A 20,488-nucleotide genomic window follows, 5' to 3' on the forward strand; every position below is an offset into this window, starting at 1 on the left:
GATATCGGCGTGGAGACCTTGCTACAAAACGATCGTTTGGACCTAGGAGCTAGCGATCGTCCACGCCGACTCTCGACACCTAATCTGGCAGATCTGGAACAGATAAGGAGCTGGCTTGCCAGCGAAGACGCCCTCAGGGGTACGAGGCCTCTTCGCCGGCAAGCCGGTTGCCATGCGGTTAGGAGCCCTGGGGATCAACTACCGCTGCGGATCTTGTTCCACAGCCGGGTGCGGATGCGGTCGATGTCCAGGGGCATGGCCTCCAGGGCAAACAGCTTGTCCATCATCGCCGGGCTCGGGTAGACCTTGGTGTCATTCTTGATCGACGGATCGATCAGGCTGTCGGCTTGCTGGTTGCCGTTGGCGTAGTGCACGTAGTTGCTGACAGCGGCCATCACGTCGGGACGCAGCAGGTAGTTCATGAAGGCGTAAGCGGCCTGCTCGTTCGGCGCATCCACCGGCATGGCCACCATGTCGAACCAGATCGGCGAGCCTTCCTTGGGAATCGAGTAGCCGATCTCCACGCCGTTCTTCGCCTCCCGGGCCCGGCTCTCGGCTTGCAGAATGTCCCCGGAAAAACCCACCGCCACGCAGATGTTGCCGTTGGCCAGATCGCTAGTGTACTTCGACGAATGGAAGTAGCTGACATAAGGCCGGACCTTCATCAGCAGGGCTTCGGCCTGCTTGTAGTCGGCGGGATTCTTGCTGTGGTGGGCCAACCCCAGGTAATTCAGGGCCGTGGGAATCAACTCCGGGCCATTGTCGAGGATCGCCACTCCGCACTTCTGCAGCTTCTGCATGTACTCGGGCTTGAAAATCAGGTCCCAGGAGTCCAGCGGGGCGTCATTGCCCAGCACCTCCCTGACCTTGGCCACGTTGTAGCCGATCCCGGTGCTGCCCCACAGATAAGGGAAGGCGTGCTGGTTGCCCGGGTCGTTGACCTCCAGTGCCTTGAGCAGCACCGGGTTGAGGTTCTTCCAGTTGGGCAACTGGCTCTTGTCGAGCTTCTTCAGGGCGCCGCCCTGGATCTGCCGGGCCATGAAGTGGTTGGAGGGAAACACCACGTCGTAACCGGATTTGCCGGTCATCAACTTGCCATCCAGGGTTTCGTTGCTGTCGTAGACGTCGTAAGTGAAGCCGATTCCGGTTTCCTTCTGGAACGCCTTGGTGGTGTCCGGGGCGATGTAGTCCGACCAGTTGTAGATCTTCACCGTGTCGGCGGCCTGGGCCAGGGAGGCACCGAACAACAGTGCATTGAATAACAGCAAAGCGGAGTTCTTGCGGATCATGGATCGTTACCTGTGGCTGGTTTTGTTATTGGCAGGCGATCAAGGGGATCAGTAAATCAGGACGTAGGTCTTGCGCACCGTTTCCTGGATGTCCCAGATCCCGGTGCTGTTGGCCGGCAACATCAGTGCATCGCCGGCTTCTATGTGCAGTGGCTCGCCATCGTCGGGGGTGAAGGTGCAACGCCCCTGGATGAAGTGACAGAACTCCTGGGCGACGATCTGGCGCCGCCAGCGCCCCGGAGTGCATTCCCAGATCCCGGTCTCGACCCCGTCGTCGCGCTCGACGGCGGTCACCGAGGTCATCGCCACCGGGGTGCCCAGGGGCACGGCGACCGGGGTCGAGGAGTCCAGGCTGACACGGGCGGTGTTCTTGAATTGCGTGATGCTCATGGGTTCTACCTTTCACTGGACATTCAAATGGACATCGTTGGCTACGAAAAACCGGTTCAGTGCATCAAGCCTTCCATGAACCCGGCGACCCGGCTGGCCATGCGCCGCCGCCACGGAGCCGAAGCCGGGTTGGCCAGGGTCTGGTCTTCATGGACGAAGCTGCGAATGATTGCGTTGTAACCCAGCCAGCGACAGGGTTCCGGCTCCCAGGCACGCAGGGCCTCCAGGCGGCCTTGCGGCAACACCCAGGGTTGGCTGACCAGCGGGCTGTCGCGTTCGAGAATCAGGTCAGCCAGGGTCCGACCACCCAGGTTGCTGGCACCGACACCCTCTCCGCCGTAGCCGCCGGACAGCGCAATACCCTTTTGCCGGTCGCACAGCATGTGCGGCTTGAAATGCCGGGACATGCCCAGGTTGCCGCCCCAGGAATGAGTGATGCGCACGTTCTTGAGTTGCGGGAACAGTTCACCGAACAGGTAGCGGCGCAGCTCCACTTCGTCCCGGGTCAGGTCGAAGTCATGGCGCAGCTTGCCGGCAAACTGATAGCCACCACGGGCGCCGAACACCAGTCGATTGTCCCGGGAGCGCTGGCCATAGGTGACCTGGCGGCTGCTTTCACTGAAGGCCTGGCCCTGGCTCAGGCCGATCTCGTCCCAGACCGATTCCGCCAGCGGCTCGGTGGCCACCAGCAGGCTTTGCACCGGAAGTTGATAACGGCCCAAGGGGGGCAGAGTCACCGAATACCCCTCCACCGCCGGCACTATCCAGTGACTGCGCACGGCGGCCCTGGCGGTCTTGAGGCTGCCGGACTGCCAGTGGCTCACCGGACTGTTCTCGTAGATGCTCACCCCCAGGCGCTCCACCGCCCGGGCCAGGCCACGCACCAGCCTGGCCGGCTGGATAGTCGCGCAATGCTTGGCGTAGATGCCGCCATAGGGCTGGGCCACGCGGATCTGTTGGGCCAGTTGTTGCGGGTTCAGCCAACGGTAGTCATCCGGCTCCAGACCCTGGGCATAGAGCTTGTCCAGGTACTGGCGCAGGCTGGTTTCCTGCTCGGGATAGCGGGCCGCGCAATACAGCACGCCGCCCTTGCGGTAATCGCAGTCGATGCCTTCGCGTTCAAGGACGCTGGCCACTTCGTCGGGAATGCCATGCAGCAGGTCGTAGGAAGCCCGGCGCTGCAGCGGCGACAGCCCGGCCAGCAGCCGGTCCTCCCCCAGCAGATTGCCCATCAACCAGCCGCCATTGCGGCCCGAGGCGCCAAAACCCGCAGTCTGGGCCTCGATCACGGCGATCTTGAGCTGCGGTGCCTGGCGTTTGAGGTAGTAGGCGGTCCAAAGCCCGGTGTAACCGGCACCGATGATCGCCACGTCCAGGTCCAGGTCCTGCTCGAGCGCTGACCGCGGCAACAGCGGCTCGTCGAGCTGGTCCATCCACAAACTGATACTGCGCCACGCTGGCATGCAAGCACTCCGCTACCCGAATTTCGAATGCGGCGATCCTAGTGCCTGTATTCAGGGGTTGTCTTGCGCGCGGGCACGCAAAGAAATTTGCCTGACGTAGGCCTTGGGCGACTGCCCGGTGTGCTGGCGGAAACAGCTGTAGAACGCCGAGAGCGAATTGAACCCGGCGGCAAAGGCCAACTCGTCGACCCGCAGCGGCGGTGTCGCCTGGTCGAGGGCGCTCAGTACATGTTGCAGGCGCGCCTGATTGACGTAGCGGTAGAAGCTCTGCCCCAGCACCTGATTGAGCAGATAGGAGATCTGATTGCGGCTGTAGCCGCATTCGCGGGCCACCCGCTGCAGGTCCAGTTCTGGGTCGAGGTACGGCTGCTGACGCTGAAAATACTGCTGCAGGTCCTCGGCCATGAACCCCAACTGGCGCGGTGACAGCCCCAGGCGGCTGACGGCCGGACGCTGGCTGGCGGAAGCCTTGCCCGCCCCGGGAGCATGCACCAGGGAGGCGTACTCATTGACCCGCCAGATCAGCCCGTCACGCACGGTGATGGCTTCGCTGGAGCGGAACGACACCAGCCCCTGGCCACCGCGCAAGGTCACCTGGTACTGGATAAAGGCCGTGTCGCCATCCAGGCGAATCCGATCGCAATGCTCCAGGGCCTCGTCCGGGGCCCGGGGCATGCAGGCCTGCACATACTCGCGCAGCTCGTCGAGGCCCAGGGTGCGATTCTGGAAAAAGTCGTTGTACTGAATCTCGGGGTGATACAGCGCCATCACGCCATCAAGGTCGCGGTGCTTCCAGCACAGGTGATAACGCATCACGGTTTCACCGGTAGCCTGGGTCAGCAGCGGCCCGTCATCAGGGACAGACATAGGTTTCTCGAACAGGAAAAGGCAAAGCTTGCCGAACTTGCGCAGCGGCTTCAACGACCACCCGCGCGACGCGGGTCATGGCACGACAATGGCACCGCCCGCCAAGATATGACCTGCATCATGAATCCGACAAACAACTGCCGGACGGTGGGCAAAAAAACGCCGAGCCGTCATCAGCCGGTGCTACTTTTATACCCTCAAGCGAGCGGATCAATGACGATCCGCTTATCCCTACCGCGAGCACAAGGAAGCGCTCAATGAACCAGGGTGGGCCACCGATGAACAGAGTCTGGGCCAGTAAAGTCACCTTTCCCAACGCCTGCCAGCTGATGCGCTGGCATTTCCATCCCCTGGGCTTCGAAGCCAGCATGGATGCGCCCGGCAGCATGATCGCCCGGCTGTTCGACCGTGCCAGCGGCGAAACCATGATCGCCATCGCCGGCATCCCCTGTGCCACGGTGATGAGTGCAGCGGATGTCGAACGAATAATCGAGGCCGTGGAGGACGAACTGGAAGCCTTTGCTCCCTCTCTGGCGCTCAAGGCCTGAAACGCCGCCTCGACTTTAAGCCCGCCTGACCGGCGGGCTTTTTCATGCTCACTGCCGCAGATCGCGGAAATATGGCTTGTCGCCAGGCACCCGGTCCGAAGCCTTGGGCGTATTGCCCGCCGTCGACTCCTGGGGATCGACGTACCAGTAGCAATGCTTGACCGCGCGGGTTATGCCCACGTAGGCCAGGCGCAGGATCTCGTCCCGCTGCGCATTGTCGTAAGGCTCGGCGTCGCCATCCTTGCCCAGCCCGGCCTGCCGATAGACCTGGTTCTTGTAGGGTGAACTGCTCAGGTGCTGGCAATCACCCAGCAGGAACACCGCATCCGCTTGCAGCCCCTTGGCGCTGTGATAGGTCAGTTGCTTGAGCCGACGGGCCGCCGGCGGCAAGCTAGAATCGACATTAACTATTTGAGAAATATGCTGTTCAATCAATAGCTTATCGCTTGTTTTTCGAAACAGCATCAAGATTGAATCACCCTGACGGTAATGCTCTGCCAGGCGCCGAGCCAGGTCCTGGTCGTCCCGATCCAGCACCTGCACCGGCCACAGCTCCCTGTCCTGGCCAACAGCCTTGGCCTTCTTGCCGGCAATGGCCGGGGCAGCGCGGACAATGTGCTCGGCGGCGTCGATCACGTGCTGATGACTGCGGTAGTTCTCGCTGAGCATCACCCGCGTGGTGCCCGGCGACGGGAACTCCTTGTTGAACTCGATGAAGTATTTCGGCGAGCTGCCGCGCCAGCCGTAGATCGACTGCCAGTCGTCGCCGACACAGAGCAAGGATGAATGCTGGGCCCCGCGCCCCAGGTTCAAGGCCGCACCACGGCGGCGGATCTCGCGCAGGCTGGCCTTGATCCAGGAGACGATCTGCGGCGAGACATCCTGAAACTCGTCGATCATCAGGTGCGACATCGGCCGCAGGCAGGCATCGCTGAGCAGCTTGAAGTTTTCCGGCGAGCGCTCGCTGAACAGGGCGAACATCCGGTTGTAGCTCATGATCGGCGGCGACTGATCCAGCAGGTGGTCCTCCAGGGCTCGCCAGAACAGGCTCAAGGCCTCGAAGAAGAAGCGATCCGGGTCGTCCTGGGCAAAGCTCATGCCGGCTACGGCATCTCCCACCTCCAACCCCAGGTTCTCGATAAAGCCGGCCGCCGCAACAAAACAGTCCAGCAAAGGCGCCGAAGCCAGCTCGCCCTTGACCCGATAATCGAAGCCCGGCCCCGCACTGACCTGGGCAGCAAAGGCCCCTGAAACGCGCCTTGCGCTCTCGTAACTATCCAGCCAAATCAAAGGCTTACGACAAAAAGCTTGAAACAAGGTGCGCTTGACGGCGCACTCGGCACGCAGCGTCAGCTTGGCCCCGGGCCGGGTGATCTGCGGGCTCTCCCGAGGGTCGAAACCCAGCACCACCCAGGCATCCAGCTCGGCGGCATAACCGTGGCAGTAGAAGGTCGAACCGTTGATCAAAAAACTCTGGCGCTGAGGCTCGATCCCCTGAATCGGCCAGGCGCCGGCACGCAGCCACAGGTCTTCCACGGTGTCGCACAGCTCTTCGTCGCGCTTGGCCGCCAACTCGGTGACCGCCACGCGCTTTTGCACATCGGGGTGGTCGCGCTCCAGCTCTCTGAGCTGCAAGGCGTGGCGCGCCAAGGGTTGCAAGGCCAGGCGGAAGCGCTCGTCACTGCGATACAGCGCCTGGTAGCAGGCATTGAGCTGCTGGCGCTGGGCATCGTTGATGCGCAGGTCGAAGGGGTTGCTGTCCACCTCGTCCTCCGCACCTGACTGGCGCTCGCTGAGGTTCTCGAAGGCCTGCAGCCGCTCGAATCCCGGCAGGCTGCGCACCATGGGCAGGATTCGCGAGTGGAAGGTCCGCACCAGCTCCCGGGCTTCGCGGGGCGCCAGTACCCGTCCCCACAGGGCGAAGACCTCCACCAGTTTGCTGATGAAGTCCTTGCGCGACTCCCGGGTGAAGGTCACCACGGTCATGGAATCCAGCTCGAATCCCAGGTAGTGGTTGAGCAGCAACAGACGCAGCACCAGCGACGTCGACTTGCCGGCACCGGCCCCGGCAATCACCGCCGTGGCCGGTGTGTCGCTGAAGATCATCTTCCACTGGGCGGCGCTGGGCTGGGCCTGGGCCGGCAACAAGCGGGCGACATCGGCCTTGAAGCGCTTCTTCAGGTCGGCGCTCAGCGGCAGGCGCCAGTCGTCGAACAACCGGTCATCCACCCCCGGTGGCCGGTGCTCGGTGTTGCGGCTGTCACGGATCAACAACACCTGACGGCCTTCTTCCAGCCCCTCAAGCCGGCCCTCCTTGTAGCCGTATTCCACTCCTGCCGTGTGCCCGCTGCGAAAGCCGTCGGCCTGACCGTGCAGCCAGGAGGCCCGATGCTGGGCCCGCAGGCGGTTCAGGCCATGACCGAAGAAGCGCGCAGCCAGGCGCTTCAACAAGGGCATCTGGGCCAGGGGCAAAAGCTCGGGGGGCAGATCGGGACTGTGTTGCGACACGCGGACTCCAAGGGGGTGAGACTGAGCGGTAATGGTCGCCGGATTTATTCCTGGTATCCAGCGAATTGCTTGCAGGTCATTAACTTAAGCGATGAACCGAAGGTTTAACACCAAGATTCCGACAAAATAATCATCTAATTTTCCGATTGAATTACGGCATTTTTTGCGCTTTTTATCGATCTATGACTGATAGAAGATGCACGCCATCAACCAACGGTTATCGTTTTTGGCCCGGCTACAAGGCGCCATGGCGAAGCCTCATGAGGAGACGATCATGCTTGAACTCAGACCCTTCAGCTCCCTGGGCGGCGCACACCACGGCTGGCTGGATGCTCATCACCATTTTTCCTTCGCCGAATACTACGACCCCAAGCACATGCACTGGGGCAACCTGCGGGTCTGGAACGATGACGTGATCGCTCCCGGCACCGGTTTTCCCCAGCACCCGCACCGGGACATGGAAATCATCACCTACGTCCGCGAAGGCGCCATCAGCCATCAGGACAACCTGGGCAATAAGGGCCGCACCGAGGCCGGCGACGTGCAGGTCATGAGCGCCGGGACCGGGATCGCCCACAGCGAATACAACCTGGAGGCCACGCCGACCAAGATTTTCCAGATCTGGATCATTCCCAACCAGGCCGGCTCTGCGCCGTCCTGGGGCGCCAAGCCTTTTCCCAAGGGGCTGCGCGAAGGTTTTGTGACCCTGGCCAGCGGCAAGGACGGCGACGAGGAAAGCTTGCGCATCCGAGCCGATGCACGGCTGGTGGCGGCCAATCTGAAGGCCGGGGAAACCGCCGAGTACCATCTGGATGCTGGACGCCGGGCCTATCTGGTGCCCGCTACCGGGGCGATCGAGATCAACGGCTTGCGCGCCGAAGCTCGAGATGGGGTCGCGATCGAGGACGAACGCGTGCTGCGGGTGAGCGCGCTGCAGGACAGTGAAATCGTCCTGGTGGATCTGGCGTGAAGCGCTGCGGCCAATAAAAGCGCTGCGAACCATAAAAAAGGGGCGACCATGAAGGTCGCCCCTTTTTTTGCCGGCGAGCCGGCTTTGGCGCGGATCAGTTGCCGCTGATGGCGGTGTCCACAAGAGTCTGGGCTTCCTGCACCAGTTGCTTGAGGTGATCGTCGCCGATGAAGCTTTCGGCGTAGATCTTGTAGATATCCTCGGTGCCCGATGGCCGGGCGGCGAACCAGCCGTTCTCGGTCATGACTTTCAGGCCGCCAATGGCCTGATCGTTGCCCGGGGCCTGGCTGAGGATCTGCTGGATCGGCTCGCCGGCCAGCTGGGTCGAGGTCACCTGTTGCGGCGAAAGCTTGCTGAGCAGGGCCTTTTGCTGCGGGTTGGCCTTGGCATCGACCCGCACCGAGAAGGGTTCGCCCAACTCGTCGCACAAGGCGCGGTAGGCCTGGCTCGGATCACGACCGGTGCGAGCGGTCATTTCAGCGGCCAGCAGCGACGGGATCAGGCCGTCCTTGTCGGTGCACCAGACGCCACCGTCCTTGCGCAGGAACGAGGCACCGGCACTTTCTTCACCGCCAAAGCCGAGGGATCCGTCGAACAGGCCGTCGGCAAACCACTTGAAGCCCACGGGCACTTCATACAGGCGACGGCCCAGACGCGCGGCCACCCGATCGATCAGGCCGCTGCTGACCACGGTCTTGCCCACGGCGGCGTCGGCGCGCCATTGCGGACGGTTCTGGAACAGGTAGTCGATGGACACCGCCAGGTAGTTGTTCGGCGCCAGCAGGCCGCCGCTGGGGGTGACGATGCCGTGGCGGTCGTGATCGGGGTCGCAGGCGAAGGCCACGTCAAAGCGCTCTTTCAGGCCGATCAATCCTTGCATGGCGTAGCTGGAGGATGGATCCATGCGGATCTGCCCGTCCCAGTCCACCGACATGAAGCGGAAGGTGGCGTCCACTTGCCGGTTCACCACATCCAGATCAAGGCGGTAGTGCTCGGCGATCGCCGACCAGTAGCGCACCCCTGCTCCACCCAGCGGATCCACGCCCAGGCGCAGCTTGGCGTTGCGGATGGCGTCCAGGTCGATGACGTTGATCAGGTCGGCGACGTAGGTATTGAGGTAGTCGTGGCGATGGGTGGTATCGGCCTTCAGCGCCTGCTCGTAGCTGATGCGCTTGACTCCGGCGAGCTTGGCCGCCAGCAGTTCGTTGGCCTTGGCTTCGATCCACTTGGTGATGTGGGTATCGGCCGGGCCGCCATTGGTGGGGTTGTACTTGTAGCCGCCGCTTTGTGGCGGGTTGTGCGAGGGCGTGATGACGATCCCGTCCGCCAGGCCCGAGGTACGGCCACGGTTGTAGCAGAGAATGGCATGGGACACCGCCGGGGTTGGGGTGTACTCGTCACCGGCGGCGATCATCACGGTCACGCCGTTGGCCGCCAGGACTTCCAGCGCACTGGCCCCGGCCGGGGTCGACAGCGCGTGGGTGTCGATACCCACGAACAACGGACCATTGATGCCCTGGGATTCACGGTACAGGCAAATGGCCTGACTGATGGCCAGGACGTGCCATTCATTGAAACTCAGATCGAACGAACTGCCGCGATGCCCGGAGGTGCCGAAAGCCACACGCTGGGTAGGCACCGAGGCATCGGGTTGACCGGTGTAATACGCCGTAACCAGTCGCGGGATATCGACCAGCAATTCAACCGGTGCCGGTTTGCCCGCAAAAGGACTGAGAGTCATGCAAAACCTCTGGAAAAGGATGGTTCGGGAATGGAGCGCAGTTTACTGGCAGTTTGACCGCAGCGCGATGGAATCTATCCCGCAGCGCCACGCTTTTCTGTAGGCGTCGGCTTGCCGGCAAAAGGGCCCGCAAGCCTTGTGCAGTTTTCAAGAGAATCTTCACCGACCGGCCGCTAGCCAAGGGCGCAGATACAAAAACGCCAGGCTAGGCCTGGCGTTGGAGTCATCAGGCCGGTTCAACCTGAAGCGCCACCCGCTCGCGGCATGGACACTCGTCCATGTAGCGATGCGCTTCGACAAACTCGCTAAAAGGAAAGACCCGAGTCTTCAAGGGCAGCAACACCCGGTCCGCGGTCAACTGGTTGATATCGCGCAGCGCACGCTGCAACGCCACCTGATCCTGAATGATCCCCAGCTCCGGCTTGCCGGTGAAATTGCCGATGCAGTGGACGAAGAACTGAATGTTCTTCTGGAACGCCGCACAGGCAGGAAACGGTGTCTGGTTACCACCTTGCAAGCCATACAGCACCAGGCTGCCGCGGGGCGCCAGGACATCGCCAAGCATCGACATCTGCGGACCGCCCAAGCCATCGAACACCACATCGACCCCACGATTGTCGGTGAGCTTGTTGATCTGCATCAGCAGGTCCTGCTCCTCGGTGACGATGACTTTCTCGGCTCCCAGGGACAGCAGGTACTCACGTTCTTCTGCGCTCTTGGTGGCGGCAATCACCCGCACACCCGGGGCCTTGCCCAACTGGACAAAGGACGGACCGGCGCAGTGACTGGCGTCGGTCACCAGGGCGAACTGCCCGGGCTTGACCCGCGCCAGATCAGCGTAGGCGAAATAGGCGATCAACAGCGGCGTGTAATGCACGGCCGCCTCGATGGGGCTCAGCACCTCCGGGTAGCGGGTCAAGGCCGAGCGCGGCAGGACGATCAGCTCGCCGTATACCGGATAATCATTGGGACTTTCGGCGGGAAAGCTGGCGACCTTGTCACCGACCGCGAGGTCGTCGACGCCCTCGCCCACTGCGGTGACCACGCCGGCCATTTCATGCCCCAGACCCGATGGCAGACGGGCATGGGACGACGCCAGATTCTGCCGCCAGAGCACGTCGTACCAACTGATACCAATGGCTTCGACTCGTACCTGCACTTCGCCTGGCGCAGGCAACGAGGCCGCATGCTCTTCGCATTTGAGCACCTCGGCCGGTCCAAACTTGTGAAAACGAATCGTGCGGGACATCGCAAACCTCGTCAAATTAACCTCTAATGCCGCGAACTTTATCCGGGCTTTGAAAGCAAGACTATCAGTGCCTATTAATAGTCGACATGTCTGTCATTGATTCCGTGCCCTTGCTAAGCGGGGCGGACAGCACTTCCCGTGCGCGGCCTGACTACAAACAACATTTAGCCGGTGCAGAGTACCAGCCTTTACCCGTAAGATTCACGCCGACCTTTTTACCCAAAGGGTCGCTCCCGTCAAGTTCGCTGACTCTGCCAGGACTCCAGATGAATCGTAATGACCTGCGTCGTGTCGACCTGAACCTGTTGATCGTGTTCGAAACACTGATGCACGAACGCAGCGTGACCCGCGCCGCCGAGAAGTTGTTTCTTGGCCAGCCGGCCATCAGCGCCGCCTTGTCGCGCCTGCGCAATCTGTTCGACGACCCCCTGTTTGTGCGCACCGGTCGTAGCATGGAGCCGTCGGCCCGGGCGGTGGAAATCTTCGCCCTGCTCTCGCCGGCCCTGGACTCGATCTCCACCGCCGTCAGTCGCGCCGCCGAATTCGATCCCGCCACCAGCACCGCGGTGTTCCGCATCGGCCTGTCCGACGACGTGGAGTTCGCCCTGCTGCCCATGCTGCTCAAGCGCCTGCGGGCCGAAGCCCCGGGTATCGTGCTGGTGGTGCGCCGGGCCAACTACCTGCTGATGCCGTCGCTGCTGGCTTCCGGTGAAATTTCCATCGGCGTCAGCTACACCGCCGACCTGCCGGCCAACGCCAAGCGCAAGGTATTGCGCCGCAGCCTGCCGAAACTGCTGCGCGCCGACACCGTTCCGGGCGCCCTGAGCCTGGACGACTTCTGCGCCCGCCCCCATGCCCTGGTGTCGTTTGCTGGGGACCTGAGCGGCTTTATCGATGAAGAACTGGAGAAGCTCGGACGCAAGCGCCACGTGGTACTCGCCGTGCCGCAATTCAACGGCCTGAGCACCCTGCTGGCCGGCACCGACATCCTCGCTACCGTCCCCGACTACACCGCCGACGCCCTGACCGCCGCTGGCGGCGTACGTGCTGAAGACCCGCCCCTGCCGGTGCGCAGCTTCGAGTTGCACATGGCCTGGCGCGGCTCCCAGGACAACGACCCGGGAGAACGCTGGTTGCGTTCGCGGATTCAGATGTTCTTTGGCGATCCGGATAGTCTTTGATGGCAAGGTGCCCAGCCTCAACCTTGAGGCGTGGGCATACGCAAGGTCGGCATGCCGCCTCACGGCGCTAGTGCCAAAATCTCGTCTGCATGCCCAATGGACCTGCGTGCAGGACAAACTCTGGCGACCGGTTGCACGGCAAACACTCCCATCATTGACCTCGGCGAGCACAGACCTGTACTCGCCACCCTTTGCGCATCGAATCCGCCCTCTCATGCCAGAGGATCAACTCGCGCGGATTTCAGCCTCCTTGATCCAGATGCCTTCGAGCCAGACATCCTGATGCTCTTGCGCAGTAACGCCGATGCCAAGGGCCGCCAGGTTCTCCTGGCCAGCGGCACTCACCAGGTCGATCTGCGCTATCGCGTCGTCGAGGTCGACCTTCTGCACCACCGCGCGCCCAACCCCGTCGGTATAAGTCAGATCGAAGCGGCCACTCCCGGCGAGGGTCAGTCGACAGCCTTCGCGCAATTGAATCCCGGGCGTCATTTCGAAGGTCATGCCTTCGCGCAGTCGCGCCAATGGCAGGCGCAACAATCCGTCTTCCTCGGCCAGCCCATGAGCCCGTAGAACATCACTCAGATCTCTACCGGCCAGTTCACCGCGCAAGTCCTTTGCCTGTTGCTCCAGCAGATCCAGTTGCGCCAGCAGGCTGTCGCGCAAGCTTGGCAGTTCATCGTCGCTCGACGGGCGGGCAGCGAGCGCTGCTAGTGTACTTTCGACAAGGGTTTGCGCCTGTTTCGACAACTGGTCGGTATACGCAGCCAGCAGCGCAAGTGGCGGCGACAGGCGATCCTTGCCCAAGCTCGTCAACTCGGCTTGCGCCTCCAGGTAGGCCACCACGCTTTGGCTGTTCCAGCACAGTCCCAGGACCTGCTCGATCTGTTGCGCAGTGGCTCCAGCCAGGCCGAGAAACAGGGCCAGCTGCGAGATGCTGGCATCGAGTGCCTTCAGCTCGGCGGAGCAGTCCTGGGGGATGCGCCGATTATAGGCGGCGATCCATTGTTGCTGGATCTGCCGGCAGTCTTCGCCAAGCGCCACGAACAGGCCGTTATCACACGACGGCAGAGCCACCGAAAGCACCCGATCATCCTGGACGCTCATCGACACGATCGACACGTCCTTGCCGGCGTAACGCATGACCAGCGCTCGCGTCGAGTCATCACCGTCCAAGCGCAACTCACAGGCGTTCAGTGCGTGTCCCAAGACAAGGGTGCGACACAGCTTCTGCAAGCGCCAGTTGCCCGCGGGCGCATCGAAGTAAGCCTGCAAGGCCGAGATGTCCTGATCGCGACGCTGTGGCCGGTTCGATTCGAGAGTATCGAGCGCCAGATTGCTCAGCCCCAGGCGGGGCAAGCGGTCGAACATCAGCGGCAGCAAGGCCGGTGTATCGGTCAATAGCGACGAGGGCAGGCGCAGCGTCTGGCCGAACTCGCGAACCGTCACCCCGCGACAGGCTCGCAGCAGCTCCAGCGCGCGCTCCAGATAGCGGTCGAGCAAGCGCGAGAAGAACTCCTTGTCCTGTTGCAGGCCGACGAGGAACTGCCGTGACCTGGCCACCGGGGCATCCACCAGTTCCGCCACTGCGGCCATGATGCTCAGCGGATTTTCCAGCCAGCGCGCATACCAGGATTGCAAGCGCAGAAAACGTCGACTCAAGGGAAATGCCACCGCCGTCGAGTTCCACACCTTGCTGGAATGGTCCCGGCTGTCCGCGCCCTGGGAGGCGTAGTAGAACGCGAAGCACTCTGCGAAGTGATCGGTGGCCATGACCCGGGCCATGTTCATCACCTCAGCGTTCTCGAAACTGTCGAAACACAGGCTGGCCAGCGGTCGACTGATACCGCCGGCCAGCAGCTTGTTGCGGATCCCGCTTTCCAGGCGGTCGCGCATCTGCTGCAGACGGGCGGGATCGTTCTGCAACGCAACCAGTGCCGCAGCCTTGCCATGTTCACGCTCGGCGTTGGCGATCATCACGTCAATTTCATTCAGATCGGCCAGCAACTGCGTGCTCATCAAGGCATTCAGCCCTTGCAGATCCGACTTGAAGCCCTGATTGGCCATTTCCATCCGATTGACCAGATCATCGTGACTCCAGACGATGCTGGCCAACACCTGCTGAGTGGAGTCGCGAATTTCCCGACGGGTCATGCGCAGGCCACTGACCAGCGCCGCGTCAAGTTGCTGCAGTTGTCGGGTCAAGGACACGGACATGTCGTCCAACTGACGCTGCAAGCCATCAAAACGGGCGTCGACCTGATGGTTGAACACATTCATCTGCCAGCTCAGGCTCTGGTTCATGTTCTGCAATTGCTCCATGACCTGATCAAAACGCTGGTTCATCACGTTATACATCTGGGTGATCTGCTCGGAGATGGCCTTGGCCGCCTCCAGATAGGGGTCGGGTTGCGGATTGAACATGCCGAAGATGCTGGCTGCCAGATTAGCTACAGCCGTTACCACACCGAACACCCCCATGCCGCCCCCGGAAGAGAAGGCATTGGCGATCGACTTGACCGCATCGATTGCCACCACAGCGATGTTGATCGCCAGGTCGACGTAGTCCAACACCTTGTTGACGATCTCGCCAGCGTCGGAGTCGCCCAGGAAATGGTTGGACAGCATCCGCGTGAACTTGCTGATTGCCTGTACCCCTTGAAGAATCTCACGGGTGTTGTCCAGGCCACTGTTAAGCTTGTTCAGCGACGCCTCGCGCTTGGCTATGGCCTCCATGCGAGGATCGGCATTGACCTCGAACGTGCGCCGCGCTTCAAGGTTCTTGAGTTGCTTGCGCTGAGCGTCGGCCCTTTCCACTCCGCGTTCGATCTGAAATGTTTCCTGATCCTTCCATTCATTTACCAGCGCCCGCTGCTGCGCCTCATTGAGACCGGCGTCCGGCTGGATCCCGCGCTTTTGCGCAACGAACTGATACTGGCGATCGAGCGAAAGGGTGTCCAGTTTGTGCAGATCTTCGCTCTGAGCATTCAGCTCCCTGTACTGGCTAGCAACGTGGTCCTTCAAGGAGCGGATTTCTTCGGTCAGGGGGTGAGCGGATTCCACTTTCGCCCGTTTGCTCTCCTTGTAGTCGGCGAAGTAATCCTTGCCGGGCTTGGATTTTTCCGCCATCGCGTCCCCGGCCGCCCTGACCTTGGCGATATAGCCGCGATGATCGTCCAGATCGGGGGCAGACGATCCAGGCGTTGACTGTTGCGCGGGTCTAACGCCGGATGCCTGCCCCGGCACATCCCAAGCAGAGCCGGTGCCAGACGGGGTCGCGACCTGGCCCTGCTCACGAGTGACCGACGAACCCAAAGGCGGATCGAATGCCCAGTTGACCCAGGCCAGGGGCTGCGCCAGCGGATCGACCCGTGGTGACCAGGGTGCGCTGGCATAACGTGCCAGGAAGTCTGCGGCCCGGGCCTGGGTCATGGCGGGATGTACAACGGCCACCAGCAACTGGCGCATCGCCTGGTGGGCGCGGTCAATGGCTTCGTCGGGAAGCGCCATCGCCACTGGCTGCGGACTCCCGACGCTGAAGCCGGTGATCAGATCCGCCAAGGCAGGACTCCAGACCTTGAGCTGCTCGGCCATCTGCGCAGTTGCACGCGGGTAGAGAGTGAGAAAGTCGATGGTCGCCGCGGGCAGGTCCGCAGCACACACATCCGCCTTGATGTTCAGCAGGTCGCCAGGTTGTGGCGCTGCCAGCTCGACGAACTGCTCCAGCAGCTGTTTGCGCTGGAGAGCCAGCAGCGGCTGTTCCAGGGCCTGATCGAGAATCCGCTGCAGCACCGTGACGCCTTGCTCGAAGATCGCCAGGTCATAACGCCCCTCCCCGGCCAACTGCGGTTTTACTCGGCGGCAGGCGTTCTGCACCGCATCCAACGCGCCAGGGTCCGCCTCCCCCAACTGCTGTGTCAGGGCCAGGCGCAAGCTCGCTTCGTCAGCAAAGCCGCGCCCGCGCAGGGGCTGCACCTGTGCAACGACCCGCGGACACTCCTGGCGCAGCTCGGTCAGGCAGTCATCATCGATCTCGAAATGTGACAGCAGATTTTGCAACTGCCTGGCCAGGAGCGGCACCAGCAGGTAGACACAGATGGCCATGCGTCCGGTCAGCAACGGGTAACCCGTCAACAAGTCATGGCAATCGCTCGGCAACTGCGACAGATCGAAGCCAGGCTTGACTCGCGCCACCCGATTTTCCGCCGGCAAGGCCGCGATCAGTGAAGCAGGTAACAACTCGGCAAGCAGCTCGGCATTCAGCAGTTGCCCATGGCTGGCGGCGTGCTCCGCCTGCCACAACGGAGCTCCCGCCCTCAGCAGCATCGCCGCGGCCTGGGGGCGGCCGGCACGCATGGCTTCGGCCAGCAAGGTCTTGTCGGTACCGGGCAACCACCAGTCCGCCGGCGCGCCGATGGCCAGCCACTGCTCCAGGCTGGAGGTACGGGTACCCTTGGCCAGCCAGTGCAATGCGGTCAGCCCATCCTTGTCGGTGACTTGCCAAGGGGTGCGGCGCGCGGCCTGGACCCTGGGCCAGCCTGGAAACTCCAAGCGTTGCAGGCTTTGGCCCTGGGCCACGAGCAGACTGGCGTCCTGCAGCAGTGCCAGGGCGCTGGCCCCGGGCACGACAATCTGCTGGATCACCTCGTACATCCGCGTACTCGGGTTCGCCTGCCAGAGCACCAGTCGCTCGCGATCCAGCAGGGCAAAACCGCCGCTGGGCAGAACGGCCACGTCCAACCAATCGCGGGCGATGCCATTCCAGGGCTGAACGGTCACCTCCAGTGCCTGGAGTCGTCCGTCATCGCGCGCCACCTGCCAGAGTTGCAAAGCCCCGCTGCCAAGGCATGCCAGCAAGCGCCCGTCCGGCAGCAAGCGTAGCAACCGGGGTACCTCGATGCCCATGGTCAGGCTCAAGGGTTGCAAACCACTGGCCTCGGCCGTCCAGAGAAATGCCTCGCCATCGTTGCTGACCAGCAGCAACTGACCGCCGGACAGCGGAGCAAACGCGACCAACTGCGCGGAATGATCGACTCGATGGATTTGCTGGAAGCACGATGCGTCGAAGGTCCAGACCAGCAAGCTCTGTCCCTGCAACGCCGCTATCTGGTTCGGGCCTACACAACTCATGTCATGAATGCTCCCGGCCAGCTCCAACTCCTTCTGGCACTGACCATCCTGCAGACGCAGGACCAACAAAGTGCCGTCTGCGCGGCGCAACAGCAGGCGACCATCGCTCAACGGCAAGGAGGCCGTCCGCCCCGTTACAGCCTTGTCGAACGCCAAGGTACACTGGGTTTCGAAGCCTTGATACTGCGTCGTCAGCAGGTGCAGACCTGCCGCACTGATCGCCGCAACGGCGCCGCCTGGTAGCGCGGCCAAGGCCTCAATGGATTCAAATCCGAGATCCTGGGCATGGCTGGCCGGTTGTGCCGCGTATTCCACCACCCGGCTCGCCAGGGTCAGTGCCACCACCGGCTCGTCCTTGCGAGCCGCCACCAGCCATGGGTCCTGCTCTTGCTCGCAGAACGTCACGGCAGTTGCCGGATGGCACTGACGCAACTCGTCCGACACCGCAGCGATCAACGAGTCTTGGTGGCTGACTGGCACATCGTCGGACAGGTCCCAGATCATCACACCGCCCCACTGCTCCGCCAGGGCAAGGCGAACCTTCTCGCGCAGGGAACGCGGATCGTCATAAGTCAGCGACACACCGCTGAGGGTGCTGTAGGCATAGGGCGAGCGCGCGAAAGGGTCCATTTCGCTGACGAATTTCATGCCGGGCCAGCCAAGCGCGGGGGCGTTTCCCTCCTTGCGCTTGTAGCCACCCGCTTCGCGCATGGCGACAATTTCTCGATAAAACGGCTCACCCGGTGAGGCTCGCCCCTCTATGCGGCAGAGCAGGCCTTTGTTGTCATCATTGACAGCTTCGACCTGCACCGCACGGCCATAACCCGCCAGGCCCAGCGTCAGTTGCCGGCGCGTCAGGCAATTTCGCGCCACCAGTTGCAGGAAAATCCTGACCGTCTCATTGAGGCAGTAGGTACGCTGATTTTCCGGCACTCGGTTGCCCCCGGCCGCCGGATCGGGCATGCCCATGGGCGCGTTGAACCACGATACCTGCGACCAACTGCCGTGGTAGTCGTAGCTCATCACGTTGACGTGATCGACCTGATCACCCAAACCGCGCCATTGGCGTTCGGTCAAGCGGCTGATCTTGTCCGGCGCGCAGGGGACCGCAACGGCCAGTTGCTTGTCGCCAAGGGTTCTACGCAGCTCGCACAGCAAGTCCAGGTAACCGTCGCCATCCTCGACCAGCGGGTACTCCCAGTCCACCTCAAAACCATCGAAGCCCAGGGTACGCAAGGCAGTGGCTGCCGATTGTGCCAGGCGTTCGCGTTGGGCGGGATTTCTGGATATCTGCCGAAACTGCATGGCAAAGGGCGCAATGGACGACTGCGCGTCGAAAGCCTTGCCCAGCAACGACATCAGCTCAAGATCAGCGTCCAGGATGGACTGATCGGCGGTTTGGTATCTGCTCTGGTATTGACTCTCATCGGCAAGGTTGATGCTGCATCCCTCGTAGGATGCGCCATGCTTTGTCAGCCAGGCATACAACCCGCGCTTGGGCGCGCTGTCGTCGAACAGACGTTGTGGGTCCAGAGCGAAATATGAGTACGGCTCCGGTTCTCTATCGATCTGCAAAGAGATGACGGCCCCGGGGAGCGTGGGAGTGGACGGCCTGCTGTAGAGCACTTCCCACTGATTCTTCTGCTCCAACTGGACGATCCGAAAGTGGCCTTCCTCAACTGACTGTTTGCTCGGGAAACTCGGGGCAGTACTGAACGTGACGCTCGGACTCTTGGGCCAGCCACCGACGATCAGGGAAACCTGCAAGCTGGGGTTCAACTGCTTCATGAACTGCAGCGCTGCTACCTGGAAGTTATCGGACCACTCATCGCTGCTGCACAGGCTACCGTCCTCCTGAACGCTCATCATGCCGTAGGAAATGCAATTGATATGGTCGATCGGGATATCGGTGACAAAGTAATCACGCTCATACATGAAGTAGTTGGCGTAATAACCGACGAAACGTCGGGTCAGGTCCGACGATCTGGCCTTGTCGGCCATGTTCCGGTCCAAAACTCGGCGCTCGCCCCCCTCCTTTTGCAGGATCACCGCGTCCAATTGGACTTCCTGGAAATCGGCCTCTTCGGGTTTGGCACTTAAACCCTTGACGCCACTGGTATCGACATCCAGTTGAACGAACACCCGAGGCAAGTACTGCACCCCTGCGATCGCCGATCGGATGGGCAACCCGTAAAACGAGTTGGCATAGGACAACGCAACCTGCTCATAGGGACCGATAACCTGAGGCTCCTGGTAGTTCCAGGTGAGTTCGTAATGGTCTCCTAAGTCCTGGCGCAAGCAACTGCCGTGGCTCAGGCCGTCCCAGGCACAGAAATAGTTGTCGTACAGCTCGGTGACAGACCATATTTTTTTCACGTCTAGCAGGTCGCTGAAATCGACTTGGAGCTTTGAACGTAAAAACTGGATCTTTTGCGCATTACCGACGTTATCGACCGGCAGTGAATTGCGGGTGAGCCAGTCGACTGTATCTTTGGTCAGGTTGCTCGGTGTACCCACGCCGACGAAGACGTTGTTCCGTAAGCGCAACTGCTTGATTTTGATTACAGACTTGCTGTCGTTGTAAAGATAGAGGGTGTCGACTCCCTTGTTCTTTTCAAACAAGCATTGCAATCCATTGCTCAGTTTTTCTTGCATCTGATGCTCCTGCGACCCGGCTTGGGCCATGAAAGGTCCCGTCCCGACGCCGATACATCAGGACGAACAAAAAACAAAAGACTGGACGACTGGACGACTGGACCGATTCAAGGAGATCAGGTGCACCTGACACCTTGTGAGTCAGGAAGGCGCATGCATGAACACTCCTTGTTCCAAGCATTACGTAGAGGGGCATGAATGCCCCTAGAAAAAAGTAGCAAGATGATATCAATCCGGCAAAAAAATCCGCTCTCCCGCCATGGCAAGGGGAATGGGCTAAGGCTGGGACCCACCCGTGCATCACGCTGCATGGCGGCATGATTGCGCTGGCGCAACATCGATGTGTCCAGCATGTTTGGCCAGACCTTCCGATCGCATTTACCTGACCCGCACAAAATCCCCACCTGCGCGCATTGACAAGGCCAGGGCAAAAACTCAACATGCCAGCACTTGTTGGACAACCTACAACCAACAACCGACAAGTACTGTTCTTCAACCGC

11 protein-coding genes are annotated in these 20,488 nt (G+C 61.6%); 3 read left to right on the forward strand and 8 right to left on the reverse strand.

All coding sequences use genetic code 11. The features are described from left to right. Positions 1-194: 194 nt before the first annotated feature. From DNK59_RS20730 to DNK59_RS20745, 4 genes are read right to left on the reverse strand one after another with little or no spacing between them, the layout of a single operon-like run. Positions 195-1,289 carry a polyamine ABC transporter substrate-binding protein gene (locus DNK59_RS20730; protein ID WP_110724419.1) on the reverse strand — a complete coding sequence of 365 codons (1,095 nt, stop codon included), beginning with the start codon at positions 1,287-1,289 and terminating at the stop codon, positions 195-197. A 48-nt stretch (positions 1,290-1,337) separates the two neighbouring features. Then, a complete protein-coding gene (locus tag DNK59_RS20735; protein WP_110724420.1) occupies positions 1,338-1,679 on the reverse strand; it encodes a cupin domain-containing protein in 342 nt (113 codons plus the stop codon). A 56-nt stretch (positions 1,680-1,735) separates the two neighbouring features. After that, positions 1,736-3,142: an FAD-binding oxidoreductase gene (locus DNK59_RS20740; RefSeq protein ID WP_110724421.1), complete on the reverse strand. Its 1,407-nt coding sequence runs from the start codon at positions 3,140-3,142 to the stop codon at positions 1,736-1,738. A 51-nt stretch (positions 3,143-3,193) separates the two neighbouring features. Continuing rightward, a complete protein-coding gene (locus tag DNK59_RS20745; RefSeq protein ID WP_110724509.1) occupies positions 3,194-4,009 on the reverse strand; it encodes an AraC family transcriptional regulator in 816 nt (271 codons plus the stop codon). Positions 4,010-4,287: 278 nt separating this feature from the next. On the opposite strand from DNK59_RS20745, the gene DNK59_RS20750 reads away from it, so the two are divergent. Beyond that, positions 4,288-4,557 carry a DUF1652 domain-containing protein gene (locus tag DNK59_RS20750; protein WP_042941150.1) on the forward strand — a complete coding sequence of 90 codons (270 nt, stop codon included), beginning with the start codon at positions 4,288-4,290 and terminating at the stop codon, positions 4,555-4,557. 48 nt (positions 4,558-4,605) lie between these two features. On the opposite strand, the gene DNK59_RS20755 is transcribed toward DNK59_RS20750, so the two are convergent. Beyond that, positions 4,606-7,065 (reverse strand): UvrD-helicase domain-containing protein, encoded by a 2,460-nt coding sequence (locus DNK59_RS20755; RefSeq protein ID WP_110724422.1) that lies wholly within the window; start codon positions 7,063-7,065, stop codon positions 4,606-4,608. A gap of 274 nt (positions 7,066-7,339) precedes the next feature. On the opposite strand from DNK59_RS20755, the gene DNK59_RS20760 reads away from it, so the two are divergent. Continuing rightward, positions 7,340-8,035 (forward strand): pirin family protein, encoded by a 696-nt coding sequence (locus tag DNK59_RS20760; protein WP_110724423.1) that lies wholly within the window; start codon positions 7,340-7,342, stop codon positions 8,033-8,035. A 94-nt stretch (positions 8,036-8,129) separates the two neighbouring features. Here the strand turns inward: DNK59_RS20760 and pgm are convergent, their stop codons facing one another. Beyond that, entirely contained in the window at positions 8,130-9,776 is a 1,647-nt protein-coding gene (gene pgm, locus DNK59_RS20765) for a phosphoglucomutase (alpha-D-glucose-1,6-bisphosphate-dependent) (RefSeq protein ID WP_110724424.1), read from the reverse strand. A gap of 226 nt (positions 9,777-10,002) precedes the next feature. Further along, complete coding sequence (locus DNK59_RS20770; RefSeq protein WP_110724425.1) at positions 10,003-11,025, reverse strand: zinc-dependent alcohol dehydrogenase family protein; 1,023 nt, start codon at positions 11,023-11,025, stop codon at positions 10,003-10,005. A 266-nt stretch (positions 11,026-11,291) separates the two neighbouring features. On the opposite strand from DNK59_RS20770, the gene DNK59_RS20775 reads away from it, so the two are divergent. Continuing rightward, positions 11,292-12,206, forward strand: coding sequence for a LysR family transcriptional regulator (locus DNK59_RS20775; RefSeq protein ID WP_092314939.1), 915 nt, complete (start codon positions 11,292-11,294; stop codon positions 12,204-12,206). A 225-nt stretch (positions 12,207-12,431) separates the two neighbouring features. On the opposite strand, the gene DNK59_RS20780 is transcribed toward DNK59_RS20775, so the two are convergent. After that, complete coding sequence (locus DNK59_RS20780; RefSeq protein ID WP_158288757.1) at positions 12,432-19,709, reverse strand: glycoside hydrolase family 18 protein; 7,278 nt, start codon at positions 19,707-19,709, stop codon at positions 12,432-12,434. Positions 19,710-20,488: the final 779 nt, after the last annotated feature.

The sequence above is a fragment of the Pseudomonas sp. TKO26 genome (genome assembly GCF_003225665.1).
In the GTDB taxonomy this organism is placed as follows: Bacteria; Pseudomonadota; Gammaproteobacteria; order Pseudomonadales; family Pseudomonadaceae; genus Aquipseudomonas; species Aquipseudomonas saponiphila.